Source organism: Paenibacillus sp. 11B (assembly GCF_030487755.1).
Lineage (GTDB): Bacteria > Bacillota > Bacilli > Paenibacillales > Paenibacillaceae > Paenibacillus > Paenibacillus vandeheii.
Genome location: NZ_JAUKNS010000001.1, coordinates 229,212 through 244,497, shown reverse-complemented (window position 1 = coordinate 244,497; position 15,286 = coordinate 229,212). Strand labels below are relative to the sequence as shown.

General features: G+C 46.6%; 17 protein-coding genes. 13 read left to right on the top strand and 4 right to left on the bottom strand.

Features of this window, described 5'->3' with window-relative positions; all coding sequences use genetic code 11:
• Position 1 precedes the first annotated feature (1 nt).
• Positions 2 to 829 (bottom strand): helix-turn-helix transcriptional regulator, encoded by an 828-nt coding sequence (locus Q0V21_RS01050; RefSeq protein WP_301877157.1) that lies wholly within the window; start codon positions 827 to 829, stop codon positions 2 to 4.
• 178 nt (positions 830 to 1,007) lie between these two features.
• A complete protein-coding gene (locus Q0V21_RS01045) occupies positions 1,008 to 1,367 on the bottom strand; it encodes a MerR family transcriptional regulator (protein ID WP_301247658.1) in 360 nt (119 codons plus the stop codon).
• A gap of 104 nt (positions 1,368 to 1,471) precedes the next feature.
• On the opposite strand from Q0V21_RS01045, the gene Q0V21_RS01040 reads away from it, so the two are divergent.
• Positions 1,472 to 2,182, top strand: a complete 711-nt coding sequence (locus Q0V21_RS01040) for an SDR family NAD(P)-dependent oxidoreductase (protein ID WP_301877156.1) — start codon at positions 1,472 to 1,474, stop codon at positions 2,180 to 2,182.
• 201 nt (positions 2,183 to 2,383) lie between these two features.
• Here Q0V21_RS01040 and Q0V21_RS01035 read toward each other — a convergent pair whose 3' ends face one another.
• The gene (locus tag Q0V21_RS01035) at positions 2,384 to 3,565 is read right to left on the bottom strand and encodes a YhgE/Pip domain-containing protein (RefSeq protein WP_079349736.1); all 1,182 of its coding nucleotides are present in this window, start codon (positions 3,563 to 3,565) and stop codon (positions 2,384 to 2,386) included.
• Between the two features lie 172 nt (positions 3,566 to 3,737).
• Between Q0V21_RS01035 and Q0V21_RS01030 the strand changes: the two genes are divergently transcribed.
• Positions 3,738 to 4,358: a TetR/AcrR family transcriptional regulator gene (locus tag Q0V21_RS01030; protein WP_301877155.1), complete on the top strand. Its 621-nt coding sequence runs from the start codon at positions 3,738 to 3,740 to the stop codon at positions 4,356 to 4,358.
• A 25-nt stretch (positions 4,359 to 4,383) separates the two neighbouring features.
• On the opposite strand, the gene Q0V21_RS01025 is transcribed toward Q0V21_RS01030, so the two are convergent.
• Positions 4,384 to 5,001 (bottom strand): TetR/AcrR family transcriptional regulator, encoded by a 618-nt coding sequence (locus tag Q0V21_RS01025; protein WP_079349078.1) that lies wholly within the window; start codon positions 4,999 to 5,001, stop codon positions 4,384 to 4,386.
• 179 nt (positions 5,002 to 5,180) lie between these two features.
• Here Q0V21_RS01025 and Q0V21_RS01020 point away from each other — a divergent pair, with 179 nt between their 5' ends.
• From Q0V21_RS01020 to Q0V21_RS00970, 11 genes are all read left to right on the top strand, one after another.
• On the top strand, positions 5,181 to 6,131 hold the full coding sequence (locus Q0V21_RS01020; protein ID WP_301877154.1) for an ABC transporter ATP-binding protein: 951 nt from the start codon (positions 5,181 to 5,183) through the stop codon (positions 6,129 to 6,131).
• Complete coding sequence (locus tag Q0V21_RS01015; protein ID WP_079349076.1) at positions 6,112 to 7,014, top strand: ABC transporter ATP-binding protein; 903 nt, start codon at positions 6,112 to 6,114, stop codon at positions 7,012 to 7,014. The genes Q0V21_RS01020 and Q0V21_RS01015 overlap by 20 nt, the downstream gene beginning before the upstream one ends.
• Positions 7,007 to 7,792, top strand: a complete 786-nt coding sequence (locus Q0V21_RS01010) for an ABC transporter permease (protein ID WP_079349075.1) — start codon at positions 7,007 to 7,009, stop codon at positions 7,790 to 7,792. The genes Q0V21_RS01015 and Q0V21_RS01010 overlap by 8 nt, the downstream gene beginning before the upstream one ends.
• 98 nt (positions 7,793 to 7,890) lie before the next feature.
• A complete protein-coding gene (locus Q0V21_RS01005) occupies positions 7,891 to 8,406 on the top strand; it encodes a hypothetical protein (protein WP_079349074.1) in 516 nt (171 codons plus the stop codon).
• A 413-nt stretch (positions 8,407 to 8,819) separates the two neighbouring features.
• Positions 8,820 to 9,824, top strand: a complete 1,005-nt coding sequence (locus Q0V21_RS01000) for a VanZ family protein (RefSeq protein ID WP_079349073.1) — start codon at positions 8,820 to 8,822, stop codon at positions 9,822 to 9,824.
• Positions 9,825 to 10,061: 237 nt separating this feature from the next.
• The gene (locus Q0V21_RS00995) at positions 10,062 to 10,529 is read left to right on the top strand and encodes a hypothetical protein (protein ID WP_079349072.1); all 468 of its coding nucleotides are present in this window, start codon (positions 10,062 to 10,064) and stop codon (positions 10,527 to 10,529) included.
• Positions 10,526 to 11,602, top strand: a complete 1,077-nt coding sequence (locus tag Q0V21_RS00990; protein ID WP_301877151.1) for a CehA/McbA family metallohydrolase — start codon at positions 10,526 to 10,528, stop codon at positions 11,600 to 11,602. The genes Q0V21_RS00995 and Q0V21_RS00990 overlap by 4 nt, the downstream gene beginning before the upstream one ends.
• Positions 11,599 to 12,351: a glycerophosphodiester phosphodiesterase gene (locus tag Q0V21_RS00985; protein ID WP_301877150.1), complete on the top strand. Its 753-nt coding sequence runs from the start codon at positions 11,599 to 11,601 to the stop codon at positions 12,349 to 12,351. The genes Q0V21_RS00990 and Q0V21_RS00985 overlap by 4 nt, the downstream gene beginning before the upstream one ends.
• Positions 12,336 to 13,400: a LacI family DNA-binding transcriptional regulator gene (locus Q0V21_RS00980; protein ID WP_301877149.1), complete on the top strand. Its 1,065-nt coding sequence runs from the start codon at positions 12,336 to 12,338 to the stop codon at positions 13,398 to 13,400. Before Q0V21_RS00985 ends, Q0V21_RS00980 begins: the two co-directional genes overlap by 16 nt.
• The gene (locus Q0V21_RS00975) at positions 13,376 to 14,200 is read left to right on the top strand and encodes an ABC transporter permease (protein WP_024633298.1); all 825 of its coding nucleotides are present in this window, start codon (positions 13,376 to 13,378) and stop codon (positions 14,198 to 14,200) included. Before Q0V21_RS00980 ends, Q0V21_RS00975 begins: the two co-directional genes overlap by 25 nt.
• Positions 14,201 to 14,242: 42 nt before the next feature.
• On the top strand, positions 14,243 to 15,283 hold the full coding sequence (locus tag Q0V21_RS00970) for an ABC transporter ATP-binding protein (protein ID WP_301877148.1): 1,041 nt from the start codon (positions 14,243 to 14,245) through the stop codon (positions 15,281 to 15,283).
• The last annotated feature ends 3 nt before the right edge of the window (positions 15,284 to 15,286 follow it).

Sequence of the window (15,286 nt, the reverse complement as noted above, 5' to 3'; positions counted from 1 at the left end):
GTTAGCATGGATTATTGATGAACTTCTGTCGATATTCTGTAGGAGAAAAACCAAATTGTTTCTTGAACACTTTACTAAAATAAAAGGGATCAGTAATGCCAACAGTTTGTGCAATTTGCTGTACTGGCACATCACTTGTAAATAGCATTTTTTGCGCCATGTTGATGCGGTATTTTAATATATATTCTGCTGGCCCCATACCTGAATACTTTCTAAATACGTAAGAAAGCCGATTTCGATTAACGTTATATTGTTCTGCGAGCGATGCTATTGTAAGGCTTTGATAATAGTATTCATGAATATAATTAGATACCCGTTCGAATAGACCATGTGATTCACTGCTAATTTGCCTATTCACAACACATATTAAGGCTTCGTTCAGTACATCGCGAAACAGCATCTCGGTCTGAAACATCGAAATGCCTCCACGCTGATTATACACATGCCAAAGTCGCATAATTAATTCGAGAAGACGAGGAGATTGTCCGGTTAATAATTCAAAATGCTGATGAGAAAAGCTCGAATCTTCAAGTTCTGAGTTACAGATCCGATATTGAACAAGGATATACTCCCAGTTGGTGTTATCAAACATTTTTTTATCCAGTTTCATTTTCGCTCCCCCGTGCATAACTTTTCCTGGCGAAAGAACATAAGGCATTCCATTAAAGTGAAATTGGATCTTCCCTGTAAGTGGAAAAACAAACCCGGGAAAAGAGCTTGTATAGTCTGCGTGAGGCACCCCTGGATTTGTAGCATATCGATATATTCCTTCTACTTGAAAAGGAATGTGTGCAAAATGCGCTGCTAATTGATTCACATCTATTTTCACATTGCGTACCTCATTTCGATAGTAGTAAGCCGATAAATCTGAAATTAATCGTTGAACATCCTACGTCCACATTATTGATAACGATTATCACTGTCAACATATAAAAACAAAAGGCAGTTGATCATCGTGATCGACTACCTTTTGTTTGTTCAACGTCTGTCTTATGCTAATGCTTAAATTAATAATTTTCACCACGATAATAGCGCTCCAGTTTGTTATCCAAATGAACAAGCTGTGCCTTTTTCTCCTCAATATCGTCCAGCAGCTTCTGCCTTTGATCCTGAATGAGTTTGGTTCTTTCCGGCAGGGTAGAGGTTCCTTCATTTACTTTATCATGATAGGTTTTGATGTCCTCCACACTCATTCCGGTTTCGCGGAGACATTTGATAAAAACGAGCCAGTTCACATCATCTTCCGAGTACAGACGGTTATTCTGCTCGCTTCGCGCAGCTGGTTTCAACAGTCCCTTTCTCTCGTAAAAGCGGATCGCTCCGATCGCGATCTCGACTTTTTTAGCCACTTCTCCAATCGTTAACATGCTAACCCTCTTTTATCAAAATTTATTGTTGACCTACACTAAGTGTAGCATAGTAACTTAAACATTGTTAAAGATGAAATCAAATCAGAGAAAGAAGGATTCGCATGAAAAAGACCGCTTTTGTAACCGGAGCAAATAAAGGAATAGGATTCGAAGTTGTTAAGCAGTTAGGACAAGCAGGCTGGAAAGTCGTTCTTGGTGCACGCAGTGCCGAACGGGGAGAAGCCGCCGTTTCCGAGTTAATCTCCGAGGGATTAGATATCGAATTTGTACAAATCGACATGGCTGACTTGAAAAGCATTGAACGGGCAGTCGATATGATCACCAAGAATTATCAGGACTTAACGCTTTTGATTAATAATGCAGGTATGCCAGGTGCTTTCTCCCGTTCTTTTACGGATACCAAAGAGGAGAATCTGCGGAACGCCTTCGAAGTCAACTTTTTCGGAACCTTCCGTCTGAATCAGCGATTGTTCCCGTTAATTAAAGATAATGAAGGCACAATTATCAATGTATCGACCGACATGGCTTCTCTGGATTATATGCAAAACGCTGGATTTGCTTTAAACGCATTCGATTATAATTCATCCAAAACGGCCAACAATGCCATGACCGTTTCGATGGCTTATGAACTCAAAAGCAGCAGGGCTCAAGTATTTGCGGTAACGCCTGGATTCACATCAACTGATCTTAATGGCAATGCTGAAGGCGGCAAAACAAAAGAAGCAGCCGCTGCGATTATCGTGGGGTATGCGACAGATGGCAAACATCATAACGGTGAATTTTTGGATGAGAAGGGTGTATACGCCTGGTAATTCATAGCTGCTTAAGCGCGCTATAATCATTGAGAAACAGACGTACTAAGCCGGAGAATCCGCTTAGTACGTCTGTATTTTTTAGAAAGATGAATAGTAAATAATATGATTTTATCCAGTGTCATTTGTGCTTTTCAACAACCTGTACTGATGATTACCACGTTAAAGAGATCAAGTGTCCATTTAATGGAACGAAATGCTCTAATTTAGATTATGCTGGAGCTCCTTCGTGCTCTCCTTTTTGAGATGGGGCATGAAAGCAGTGGCTAAAATGACGACGATACCCGCAAGTCCGATCCAAATCAGAACGGATAACGGTGTATTCCAGGTCAATCCATGACCGAAGAAGAATAACTCCCGTAAACCGTCTACCATATAACGCATTGGAAGCCAAGAGTATACCCAATCCCGGTAAAAGGGGGACAACATCTCTGGAGCTAGAGCAAGCAGCGGCCCGCCAAAGAATAGCAGTAGCGCAAAAATGGAAATTCCGCCAAATCCAACTAGGGAAACCACAGCCGAAATCAAGAGGAAAAAGCTGAAGAAAGAGATGGACAGGAACCAGGCGATATCTGTAAATTGTGGAATTTGCAGCCCGACCATTCCATCAGCAATCCAGGCAAAGCCGAATCCCACCACAACGGCGATGACCGCTCCTGTTACAATCTGTCCTATTTTTAAAGAAAGACGATCTCTTCTTGAACGGGACGGCATTTTTTTTATCGCCATAAAAATAATGGCTGCACTCGCCAGGCTGGACATCCACAGAGGCTGGAACAAAGAAATCGGCGCGTTACCATTAGCGCTGTGTGTACCAATTTCGTTCACATTGGTGACTTTCTTGGTGATAGGATTTACCAGAAGAGATGCCTGTTCTACGGTTAGTGTCGCTCCTTGAGCTTTGAATCCCTCCATCAATTGGGAACGAACCGTGTTATTCATATTATCGACGATTCCGTTTAGCATCTGTCCTGCCAAAGTGGAGGCCGCCGTGTTCATGCCTTGGTTGATCATAATTTGCACCTCAGGCGAAGAAGGGGCTGTTGTCATGAGGGATGCCTGCTTAGAGCTAAAATCCGCCGGAATAACGAATGCTGCATAATACTCCTTTTGGTCCAGCCCCTTTTGAACTTCCGCCAGGCTGTTTACGTTAACCCATTTTACTGCCGGTTCTTCATCCTTCCCTGAGTCTGCTGTTTTTTGTATCATTTCCACGATGTTCTGTCCCATATTCATTTTTGGTTGATTACGGATCTCAGCTCCCTCATCTTCGTTTACGATTGCAATGGGCAAGTTCTTGGGCTGGGGCTGAACCGACGGAAACAACGTCAACGAAAAGACAAAGATGATGACCAAAGCAAGAATGGGCGATATCAGCACCATCTTATTTTTGAAAAGATTCAACAAACTTCACTCCTTATAATGATCATTATGTTGATTAACATTCACATTGTTGATTATAATAACTGCACCAAGAAATACAATAATCACATTTTTATAAAATGGGCATTAATCAACACCATTCAAAAAGGTGTTCAATAAGGAGTGGAGCGAAGTGAATCATCAGGAAGATAAGATGGATCGACGCAAGATCCGAACGAAGAAATTGATTCGTCAGGCCTTGTTGGAATTGACGATGGAAAAGGGGCTTAACAAGATCAGTGTGATGGATCTGGCTGAACGAGCAGAGATTAACAGAGGCACATTTTATCTGCATTATCGTGACGTAGCTGATCTGGTAGACCAATTGAAGCAGGAGATTTTTGAAGGAATCCAGTTGCTGGCGATTGATCTTAATCCGATGGAAGTACGGCCATATGCGGAGCGTGGAGAACCCTATCCTTCTATTCTTAAAATATTGGAATATCTATTGTCGCACGCAGATTACCTGCGCGTTATGCTAGATCCCAAGGGTGATTTGCAGCTCCCCATTCAGCTTAAAGAACTGATGGCGCAGCGCATGATTCAAAAATTCGAATCCCACCTCCCAAGAGAATCGGTTATTCCATGGGATTACTTCTTAGCTTTTACTGCCTCGGCCAATATCGGACTATTAACGCATTGGATGGCCCAAGGCAATGATCTATCAACCCGGGAGGTTGCCTTGATTATGACTCAAATTACAAGCCAAGGACCTTTGGAAACACTGATAAGAGGAATAGGAAGTACAAAGTAGACGGTTTTTCGCTGGATTTTTGAACTCAATTGTTCAGTCCAGCCGCTGTAAAAGGGCCTTTCACGGTAATCGTAGCAAGGATACGGGCCATCTCAGCCGGAGATTCTGTTCCGTCACTATTCAACCATTGCTCAATGACGCCGATATGGGCAGAGGCCAAATAAGCAATTAAATACTCACTCGGGACAAGCAAATTTTCTTGCTTAATCAGAGGAAATTCTTTTCTTACAAACAGTGTATTCCACAAAAAGTCTTTCATCTTGGTTTGGAAAGACTGACCGCCATTGGGACCGGATACCGCTCTCATGAACCTTCTGTTTTGGTCCAGATACTCAAACATGGAAACCATGACATTCAAGGGAACCGTAGCGGGAACGTTTGACTTAAAATCCCCATTCGTATCCGTAACGTTTTGTTTAACGATTTCCCTCATATTGCTCATAAACTCTTCTTGACTTCGTGCCATCAGATCAAATTTGTCCTGATAATGCGAATAAAAGGTTCCGCGATTAATTCTGGCCTTTGTCGTAATGTCCTTTACCGTGATGGCTTCGAATCCTTTTTCTTCAATTAAATCGATTAATGCTTCCCGAATGAGCTCCCTGGTTCGAATAATTCGTAAGTCGTTGCTTGGCTCACGCATCAATAATTCAGCTCCTATATGAATAAAATATACACAATCGCAAAAAGTGTTGGATATCCGGCACATCGCATGATTCTGATTATTGTTGATCAGTTACATAGCCATTATAATTAAAAACATCAAGATAAACAACACGTTGTCCTTTTAAAACGTGAATTAGAGAAAGGGTGGATCTGAACATGCCCGTCATTGAGATTGAGCATTTAACGAAGGATTACGGCCATCAGCGCGGGATTTTCGACGTTTCCTTTAGCATTGAAAAAGGGGAAGTGTATGGATTTTTAGGACCAAACGGAGCCGGTAAAACGACGACGATTCGACATATTATGGGCTTTTCCCGTCCGCAGCAGGGAAAAACTCTCGTGAACGGCCTGAAGAGTTGGGAACGTGCGGCTGACATTCAAAAGCAACTGGGATATTTACCGGGTGAAATCGCTTTGCCCGAATCTCTTACGGGGACACAGTTCATTCACATGATGGCAGGTTTGCGAGGAATTACGGATATGTCACATACGCAGGCTTTAATGGAGAAGTTCGAGCTGAATCCTGCGGGGAGCTTAAAGCGGATGTCTCTTGGCATGAAAAGAAAGCTGGCCATCGTCACCGCATTCATGCATGACCCAGACGTACTGGTACTGGATGAACCTACGAGCGGATTAGATCCGATTATGCAAAATTTGTTTATTGAGTTCATTAAGGATCAGAAGGAAAAAGGTAAAACCATTTTGATCTCAAGCCATATTTTTTCCGAAATTGATGCGACTTGTGACAAAATTTCCATCATTAAGGAGGGACGTTTAATCTCGTCCTTTGTAGCGGATGATTTACGTCGTAGCGAAATCAAGGCATTCAAGATGGAATTGCTAACCGCAGAAGCATTCAATCGCTTTGAGGATGAGGTAAAAGCACAACAAAACATAGAAGTTGTTTCCTTAACGCCTCAAAAACTACAAGTGATATTGCGTATCCATGATCAGAATATCAACACTTTTATTTCCTTCATTTCCGATTATGAAGTGAAGTTTTTCTCCGAAATCAAATTCACTTTAGAGGATTATTTCATGAAGTTTTATGACCGCAACTCGACGGTTACAGGGGAGGCCACACCTAATGTCTTACATCGAAATTAAACATTTGACTAAAAATTATGGAAACGGACAGGGCGTATTTGACCTCAACCTGACGATCGATAAAGGCGAGGTATTTGGCTTTGTTGGTACAAATGGAGCTGGTAAAACAACGACCATTCGGCACATCATGGGCTTTTTGAAGCCTCATAACGGGACTGTAACTATCAATGGAATGAATAGCTGGACGGAATCTGCCGAGATTAAGAAATTAATCGGTTATATTCCTGGAGAGATTGCTTTCCCGGATGCACCGACGGGCACAGAGTTTCTAAGAAGGCAAGCCGAAGTCTTAGGATTAACGGACATGTCTTACGCTGAACGTATCATCAAAAAATTGCAGCTTGATCCCACAGCCAATCTGAAAAGAATGTCTAAGGGGATGAAACAGAAAACGGCGATTGTTGCTGCTTTGATGGCCGATCCTGAAATTTTGATACTAGATGAGCCAACGACAGGGTTAGATCCTCTGATGAGGGCTGAATTCGTAGATATTTTGAAAGAGGAAAAGAAAAAGGGCAAAACGATATTTATGTCCAGCCACATGTTTGAGGAGGTCGAGGATACATGTGACAAAGTAGCTCTAATCAAAGGAGGAAAGCTGATTGCGGTCAAGCGCACCTCCGAGGTAAAGCATAATGAAAACAAAGAGTATAAAATCGAATTTTTAGCTCGTGAAGATTACCGGCAATTTTTATCGGAGCCGTTTCATTTCGTTAAGAAGCGTGATGAACATAATCAAGTGGTAATTCAAATCAACGATGCGGAGATCAACGTGTTATTTGGAACCTTGAAGAGGTACCAGATCAAATTTATGAAAGAGATAAAGTATACGCTTGAAGATTACTTCAAAGGGATTTACGAGGAGGAAAACATCAATGCTTAGCAAACCGATTTTCAAGCAAACGCTAAAGGCCAATATCAAATTATGGCTCATTTTTACAATCATTATGACGGCATTACATGTCATTCTCATAGCTGTGTTTGATGCAAGCACCATCTCTGATATGTCGGGTATGGTCAAAGACACCCCGCTAGCCAGCCTGTTAGGAGAGGCTACATTTCTGGGAATGATGTCCAAAACCTTCTATGGGATTCAGGGTGTACTTTTGCCCATCGTATTTATTATCATGACCGCTAACAGTCTCATCGCATCACAGGTTGATAGAGGGTCTATGGCCTATCTGCTCTCGACTCCGACCAAGCGGAGTACGGTTGTTCTAACTCAGGCCGTGTACTTGATCACATCACTCATCGTGATGATCCTGATTATCACTTTGGCGGGATATACGTCAATCCATGTATTCCAGGGTGATGTGGATATTAATATGACGAATTATTTCATGCTGAACCTCGGTTTGTTCCTTTTAATGTTTGCAACCAGCAGTATTTCATTCTTTTTCTCCTGCGTATTCAATCTCACGAAAAATTCCTTGGCGTGGGGAGCGGGCATTCCAATGGCATTTTTCCTTCTTAAATTGATGGGAGATGTGGATAGCAGTTTGGAAAAATTAAAGTATCTATCGATGAACTCGCTATTCGACACACATGCCATTTTAAACGGAGGCAGTTATACGATTCAGTTTGTCTCACTGGTCGTGGTTGGCATAGTACTTTATTTCCTAGGCATTCGCATCTTCAAAAACAAGGATTTGCCATTATAATTATTACTCACTGACAAACACAGATGTCCTATTCGCACAGGCAAGAAGTCCACTTATCGCGTAAACTGAAGTAAATCAGTGGAGTGAGGTGAAATTCCATGGCTAAAACCAACGAGATACGTCTAAAGGCAAAACGGTATAAGACCCGTCCCGTCTACGTGACTCTTCATAGTGGTGAAACGTACATCGGTTACATCTCTGACGTGAATAACGGAGGCCTGGTGCTTACCGGGGGAGGAACAATATCGCCCACGGTGACCAAAGAGGGCAGTTCCCGTGCTTCCAACCGAAAGGTCGTTTCACGCAACAAGAGTGGTCGTTCCCAGGACCGGAAACGGGTGAATGGCACACGCAAGCCGTCTACTCGTTCACGCACAGTGTCGCGCGCAAAGGTTTCATCCTTTCTGCCTATGATGGGTTCGCTGTTTGGCGGGCTTGGCGGGGCTTCGGCTGGAGGCATGCTTGGCGGCGGTTTGCGGATGTTCGGCATGATCCAGCAATTCATGCCGGTTGTGAAAATGGGCTACGGCATGATTAAATCCATCCATCCGTTTATGGGTGCCGTCAAAGGTCTGATGGCTCCGCCTAGTCAGGCCGAAGAGCAAGAGAATTAATCCGATATTGCAAAGACAACGGTACAATATGAAAAGCAGTCCATCACCAAAGATGAACTGCTTTTTTATATCCAAAAAAACATATACCGAAAAATCGCCTATATTCAGGCCTGTAACCGTTTCGCCATCTTTCTCAATGACACCGGATACGTCTGGTGTAATCAGATTGTGAACAAAAGATAAATCCAAGCTTCATTCCCATTCAGAGCTGGAACAACAGGTAAGTCAGCGTAATTGACAACGCTTAAAGTATTCTCTTATACTGATAGCAACGAAACAGAATATCCACAAGCCTCTATGGGTTATGGCTTTTCTCAAAAAATTACTATTAACGCTACACGATAGCCTTGCTGGCTGTCGTGTGTTTTTTTTGCAAAAAGTAGCAATAACACAGACCAGAAAGGATTTGCTGTATGTATCAAGGGAAGTCACGGAGAATCGTCGTTATACTGTTGGGGTTATACACGATATTAACTTTATTCTTTTTATTTGTAGGTTTTAATAGGTCCTCTTTTATCCCTGACCAAGGTCTAAGATACCATTTAACATTTGAAGGTATTCCTTTGCATTTTCCTATGGGAAGAGACTTTCAAATTTGGTTCTTTGACTTAGGCAATTTTCTTGCCTTTATCCCATTTGGAATGGTCATCCCGCTTCTGTATCGTTGCAGTTTTACCCGATTTATCTGCTTTTTTATGATGGGCATCACGGTTATAGAGTTGATTCAAATGTTCTCCCGCTTGGGGGCGTTCGATATCAACGATATCATCATAAATACATTAGGAGCAGCAGTAGGGTATTGGTCACAGCGAATCATAATACAGCATAGAGATACATTTAAGGGAATGCTTAAAATTGCCCTGACAGCGGTAGTCATTTCTACCGGAATGATTCTTGTTGTAGGAGGCATCAATCATTATTTAGATAACGTGGACGGAGAAGTTGTGGTTCTGAATGAACTCGCGGTCAACGAAGGGACTGTGAAATGGGATGCAAATCTGACCACCTTTGCTGCGGGAACGACCAAGGTTGAACCTCAACTCAATCTGTACAGTCTGGAAAACAGAAAAAACAATGTGTTTTCATATCTATTAAACGGCAATTATGCAAAGATGGAGGGCTATGTCGCCATATCAGGAAATGCTGACGACACTGCAAGCAGTGATAGAAACGAAATCATCTTTATCGCAGACGGATCAGAAATCTATTCCATCAGTTTGGGAGGAGAGCGTGAGCCGGACTCTTTTCAGTTTACTGTGAAGGGTACCAAAGAACTTATCATCAAAGTTCTCGACAACGGTACAAATCCGAACACCAATATCGTGATGTGGGATGTTACTCTAACCGAGGTGAACACAGGCCAAAGAATGATAAACATAATTACTGATCCGATTAAAGAAGTATTCAAGCAAAACTGAATGCCCTTTGTATGCAGTGCGAAAACAATTTAGCGATCAAAAGATAAGATGACCATTCTTCTTTTAATAGAAGATCGGTCTTTTTTGTATTTACAGAACATTAACATGATGCAGATACGGGTCTGATTTTTTTCCCGTAACATAAGTGATAGATGTGGGAACGGTCCCACACTCATCCAACTTTGCATCACGAAAGCCGTGCGAAGACAACGAAAAGATGAAAGGCGGTGCGGCGTAATGGAGCTGCTGGATCTACAAGGATATGCGTCTCCTGAGGATTCAAAGACACATATCCGCATTCCTTTTGAGTTAAACGAGGGCTGTGGGAAGCTGAACCTGCGATTACAATATGCACCGAAGACGCTCGAGAATCGGGAGAAGGCGCTGCAGCTACTTAAGAATAGTTATGACTTATACATTTTGCCGGAAAATCGGGAATTCGCAATGGAGAATGCCGACAGGCACCTCCCCCTGAAAAATTTGATCACACTTTCGCTGGACGACGCGCAGGGATATCGCGGAGCGTGCCACCGCCAGGATGAGGTGCAGGAGTTGTTCGTATCGGAGCGAGATGCTTCACCCGGTCTCATGCCGGGTGAGCTGGTTCCCGGCTCCTGGAGCGTCACACTCAGCCTGCACTGTATCGTGACAGATATCTGCGATTACCGGCTGCAAATCTGGACGACGGAGGTCGACACCATATGAAATGGCTCGCCTGCGAACTGCATACACATACGCTGCACAGCGACGGCAGCCAGACGCTGGAGGAGCTGGCGGCAGGAGCGGCCAATCTGGGCTTCGACGCCATCGCGCTGACCGACCACAACACGATGTCCGGCCTGATCGGCAAAGAAGAACTGGAGCGGAAATACGGACTGCGAATTATTCCCGGCATGGAGTGGACGACCTTTTACGGTCATATGGTGACGATAGGATTGAACGCTTTTGCCGACTGGCGTCAAGTAGATCGGGATAGGATCGATGAGGGGATTGAAGCCGTACATCGGCTCGGGGGAATCGCCGGGCTTGCCCATCCGTTCCGCATCGGCAGTCCGGCTTGTACCGGGTGCTTCTGGGAATACGAGATCGGAAATTGGTCCGCCGTCGATTATATCGAAATCTGGTCCGGAACGTTCCCTTCCATACAGACAAACAATCGGCGGGCATTTGATCTGTGGACACAAAAGCTGAATGAAGGGTATCGGATCGCCGCAACTTCTGGCCGGGACTGGCATGCGCAGGTCGAAACGGAAGAGCCGATATCGGTCACATACCTCGGCATCGAGGACAACGCAGTTGAGGCGAGTGGTGATTCGGTATCTCTACCCATACATGAACAAACCCTGATTCAGGCGCTGCGGGAAGGGCGCGCTTCCGTAACCATTGGTCCTCTGCTGACCTTGAAGCTAAACGCTGGTGGTTCTGACTATCCGATCGGCTCTACGGTTCCATCGGTAGTCGAGAGACCGGAAGCCGCAGTGCAGCCGATCCAGGTGAACTTGACGCTGGACTTCTCGGTCCGCGCCGGACTGTGGTCGCTGCCGACGCAGGTCTGCAGATTGAAGCTGTGCTCCAATCTGGGCGAGGAACTAAGCCTGGAAGTACCCTATTCATTGGACGGACAGATGATGCAGTTCGAAGCCCAACTGACGGAGTCCACACCTGATATTCCCCGCAAGTGGATTCGCTCCGAGTTGTGGGGAACGGTGCAAGGCGCTTATGTTCGAATCGCCTTTACCAACGCGATTTATTTCGAAGAAGGAGGATACCCGCGATGAACAAATTTCCGCTGGTCACGGCCCACACCGGCTGCATGGGGCATCCCGATCATTCTTATGAGTCGCTTCAGGCGGCTCTGACACTTGGCGTGGATATTTACGAAGATGATATCCGGTCGACTCGGGACAGCGTACCGGTACTCGCACATGACGACGATATTACTTTGGCAGATGGAAGCCGCGTCAGCCTAGCAGAATTAACACTGAAAGAGTTGAATGCCAGCTTGTCGGTGCCAATTCCGACCCTTCAGGATGTGCTTGGGCAGATCCGGGAAGCCGGTAAAATCATGAATCTCGATATCAAAACGGACAGCGCCCTCGAGCCCGTGTCCATCATGGTCGAACGGATGGGTATGACGGAAATGGTGTTTCTCAGCGGCTGCAATTATGGAACGGCGGTCAAAGCTGGTCGCTACGCTCCGCACATCCGCAGGCTGCTTAATGTGAACATGCAAAGCTTCGCAAGTCTGCCCTACGACGAGGCAATGATCCAGGCCTGTGCAGAAGGCCGCGAAGCCGGCTGCTTCGGGCTTAACGTACCATATCAGGCAGTACGGCCAGAACTAATGGAAGCGGTACGGGGGAATGGTCTGGATCTCTACGTCTGGACAGTTACGGAGGCGGACGACATGCGGCGACTTGCGCAGTTGGGCGTCAATTCGATAACAACCCGCGATCCGGCTAAGCTGATCGCCGTCCGGGGAGAAATGGAATGTGCAGAGGAGAATAGGGATTGGACAATAAACTGAATCATAGTCTGCGGGAACTGGCGCAGTTGGCCGGCGTATCGAAATCTACCGCATCTCGGGTCATCTCCGGAAATGGATACGCGAGTCCCGAAGTCAGGGAACGAGTGCTTAAGGCGGTCGAGCAGCTTCGTTACAAGCCGAGCGCCGTCGCACGAGCGATGGTCGCGAAGCGGACGCACAACATCGGAGTCATCGTTTTTCGCGACAGGCTGCCGATCGTATCCCACACACTGTACGGCAGAATCATCGACGAGATTCTGATGGCTGCTGAAGCACTGGGCTACTCGATCTTCCTGAAGACTGACCGGGAGATGTCGCTGCGCTCCACCGATTATATGCTGGAGCAGCGGGTCGATGGACTCATTCTGGTCAGCAGGCTGCAGAAAAACGTCATCGATTACGTCAAGAACTTCAATATCCCTTACCTGATGGTGAACGGATCGACCGAGGATCCGGATGTGGTGCATCTTGTGAGCAACGACGAAGCCGGCGGAGAACGGGCGGCAGAACATCTGTATGCGTGTGGACACCGCAAATTCTTCATCATCGCCGGACCGGGTGAGCATCGGAGCCACTCATTGCGATTGGCGGGCTTCCGCAAGCGGCTCGAATCCCTCGGCGTTTGTTCCGGCCAGGACGGGTTTACCGTCGTCGAGTCTTCGGAATCCAGTTTCGATTCAGGCAGGAAGCTGATGGAGGAGCACTATGCGGCATTCCTGGAGGGAGAATATAGCGCTCTGTTTAGCACGAATGACATGCTGGCACTGGGCGCCATGAAAGTGCTGATGGAGCGCGGCGTCCGCATCCCGGAGGAAGTATCCGTAATGGGTTACGACAATACCGAAGTGGCGGGGATGTATCACCCGTCGCTGACGACTGTCAGTGTGGATGCGTCCGGTATAGGCCGAGACGCGGTATCCATTCTGAACCGCCTGATCAGCGGCGAGGGGAGCGTGCCGCGCCTGATTGAATACGAAAGCGAAGTGATCGTTCGTCAATCGACAAATGGAAAGGAGGATGGGACATGTTGTGGTACTGGAAACACGTAGGCCCGAGAAGAATTATCGAATTTGTGTTACTTACCGTGTTCGCCGTTTTTTTCGCGGGTCCGCTGGTCAACCTGCTGGTGCTTGCTTTTAGCGAAAAGTGGAATTATCCGGACATTCTGCCCCAGGTATGGGGTTTCAAATGGTGGGAGTTCGTGCTGGCGAAGGACGATATCGTCTCGTCTATCTCACTATCGTTCCTCATTGCCACCCTGGTGACTCTGCTGTCTATCGTCGTTTGCATCCCAGCAGCGTACGCCTTCGCAAGACTTCAGTTTCCGCTGAAGCGGATGTTTCTGTTTTCGTTCCTGCTGACGCACGCCTTTCCGAAAATGGGGTTGTACGTCTCCATCGCAGTCCTGTTCTACCGGATCGGACTGATGAATACGCTGCTCGGCGTTGTGCTGATCCATATGATCAATGTGTTGATGTTCATGACCTGGATTCCAACTTCCGCTTTTCGCAACGTGCACCGTGCACAGGAGGAATCGGCACGAGACGTTGGGGCCAGCCCGTTCAAAGTTTTTCGCAGCATCACACTGCCAATGGCAATGCCGGGCATCGTGGTCGCTTCGATCTTCACGTTCCTGAATTCGCTCGACGAAGCGCAGGGTACCTTCCTGGTCGGCATTCCCGATTACAAAACGATGCCAATCGTCATGTACTCCATCATTTCCGACTTTCCGAGCAGTGCCGGGGCCGTATTCTCGATCATCTTGACGCTACCAACCATTATCTTGCTGGTAGCAGCCCAGCGGCTGGTGAGCGCGGACGTGCTGGCGAGCGGTTTTCAAATGAAATAGAAATGCTTCGGTCACTATACCGGGGCAAAGGGAGGCAGAAGCATGCAGTTGTCTGTACAAGAGTTAGCCAAACGCTACAAAACCGGTGACGGGGTCAGCGGCATCAACATTGATATCGAAAAAGGCGAGCTGGTCACCCTTCTGGGTCCTTCGGGGTGCGGCAAAACCACCGTGCTACGGAGCATCGGGGGGTTTCTGGAACCGGACTCCGGAGACATCTTGATCGAGGGCAAGAGTGTCATTCAGCTTCCACCGGAGAAACGGCCAACCTCGATGGTGTTCCAGAGCTATAATCTGTGGTCGCATATGTCGGTATACGACAATCTGGCGTTCGGCCTGAAGATCCGCAAAATGCCGAAGGCAGAGATCCGCACCGCGGTCGAGGATGCGCTCAAGCTGGTCCGGCTGTCGGGCTTCGGGAAGAAGTATCCGGCCGAGCTTTCGGGCGGACAGCAGCAGCGGGTTGCGCTGGCTCGATCCCTGCTGCTCAACCCGGCGGTACTCCTGTTGGACGAGCCTTTCTCGGCACTGGACGCCAAGCTGCGGCACGAAATGCGCGAAGAACTGCGCGAGATCCAAATGAAGACGGGTCTCACGATGGTCTTTGTCACGCATGATCAGGAAGAAGCATTGTCGTTATCTGACCGCATTATCGTCATGAATCATGGGCACATCGAGCAGATTGCTCAGCCGCAGAAGATTTACGATGAGCCGGCTTCCTTGTATGTCGCCGGTTTTATCGGCAAAATGAATTTCTTGAAGGGGGTGGCGGAAGGGGAGAGCATACACATTGGAAGTCTTAGCCTACCGAACGAGAAGGGGCTAAGTGGACAGGTGACGGCGGCGGTCCGGCCAGAAGACGTTCAGGTGAGCAGTACCACGATGGGTGAAGGTATTTTGGCAGGCAAGGTCAAGCAGGTGATGATTCTGGGACATTACGCGGAAGTTACCGTGGAACTGATGGAATTCGGCATCATACGTGCTTTTCTGAACAAGGAATTCGTTGAGCAGCTGCAGGTAGGAAAAGACGTTGGGATCTCGATATCGAAAATGACCGGATTCCCGGTCGCTGAATCGAACTGAGGA

Coding starts and splice junctions, on each gene's coding strand:
- Q0V21_RS01045 (WP_301247658.1), bottom strand. CDS start 1,367: ATGTTAACGATTGGAGAAGTGGCTAAAAAAGTCGAGATCGCGATCGGA.
- Q0V21_RS01040 (WP_301877156.1), top strand. CDS start 1,472: ATGAAAAAGACCGCTTTTGTAACCGGAGCAAATAAAGGAATAGGATTC.
- Q0V21_RS01035 (WP_079349736.1), bottom strand. CDS start 3,565: ATGGTGCTGATATCGCCCATTCTTGCTTTGGTCATCATCTTTGTCTTT.
- Q0V21_RS01025 (WP_079349078.1), bottom strand. CDS start 5,001: ATGCGTGAGCCAAGCAACGACTTACGAATTATTCGAACCAGGGAGCTC.
- Q0V21_RS01020 (WP_301877154.1), top strand. CDS start 5,181: ATGCCCGTCATTGAGATTGAGCATTTAACGAAGGATTACGGCCATCAG.
- Q0V21_RS01015 (WP_079349076.1), top strand. CDS start 6,112: ATGTCTTACATCGAAATTAAACATTTGACTAAAAATTATGGAAACGGA.
- Q0V21_RS01010 (WP_079349075.1), top strand. CDS start 7,007: ATGCTTAGCAAACCGATTTTCAAGCAAACGCTAAAGGCCAATATCAAA.
- Q0V21_RS01005 (WP_079349074.1), top strand. CDS start 7,891: ATGGCTAAAACCAACGAGATACGTCTAAAGGCAAAACGGTATAAGACC.
- Q0V21_RS01000 (WP_079349073.1), top strand. CDS start 8,820: ATGTATCAAGGGAAGTCACGGAGAATCGTCGTTATACTGTTGGGGTTA.
- Q0V21_RS00995 (WP_079349072.1), top strand. CDS start 10,062: ATGGAGCTGCTGGATCTACAAGGATATGCGTCTCCTGAGGATTCAAAG.
- Q0V21_RS00990 (WP_301877151.1), top strand. CDS start 10,526: ATGAAATGGCTCGCCTGCGAACTGCATACACATACGCTGCACAGCGAC.
- Q0V21_RS00985 (WP_301877150.1), top strand. CDS start 11,599: ATGAACAAATTTCCGCTGGTCACGGCCCACACCGGCTGCATGGGGCAT.
- Q0V21_RS00975 (WP_024633298.1), top strand. CDS start 13,376: ATGTTGTGGTACTGGAAACACGTAGGCCCGAGAAGAATTATCGAATTT.
- Q0V21_RS00970 (WP_301877148.1), top strand. CDS start 14,243: ATGCAGTTGTCTGTACAAGAGTTAGCCAAACGCTACAAAACCGGTGAC.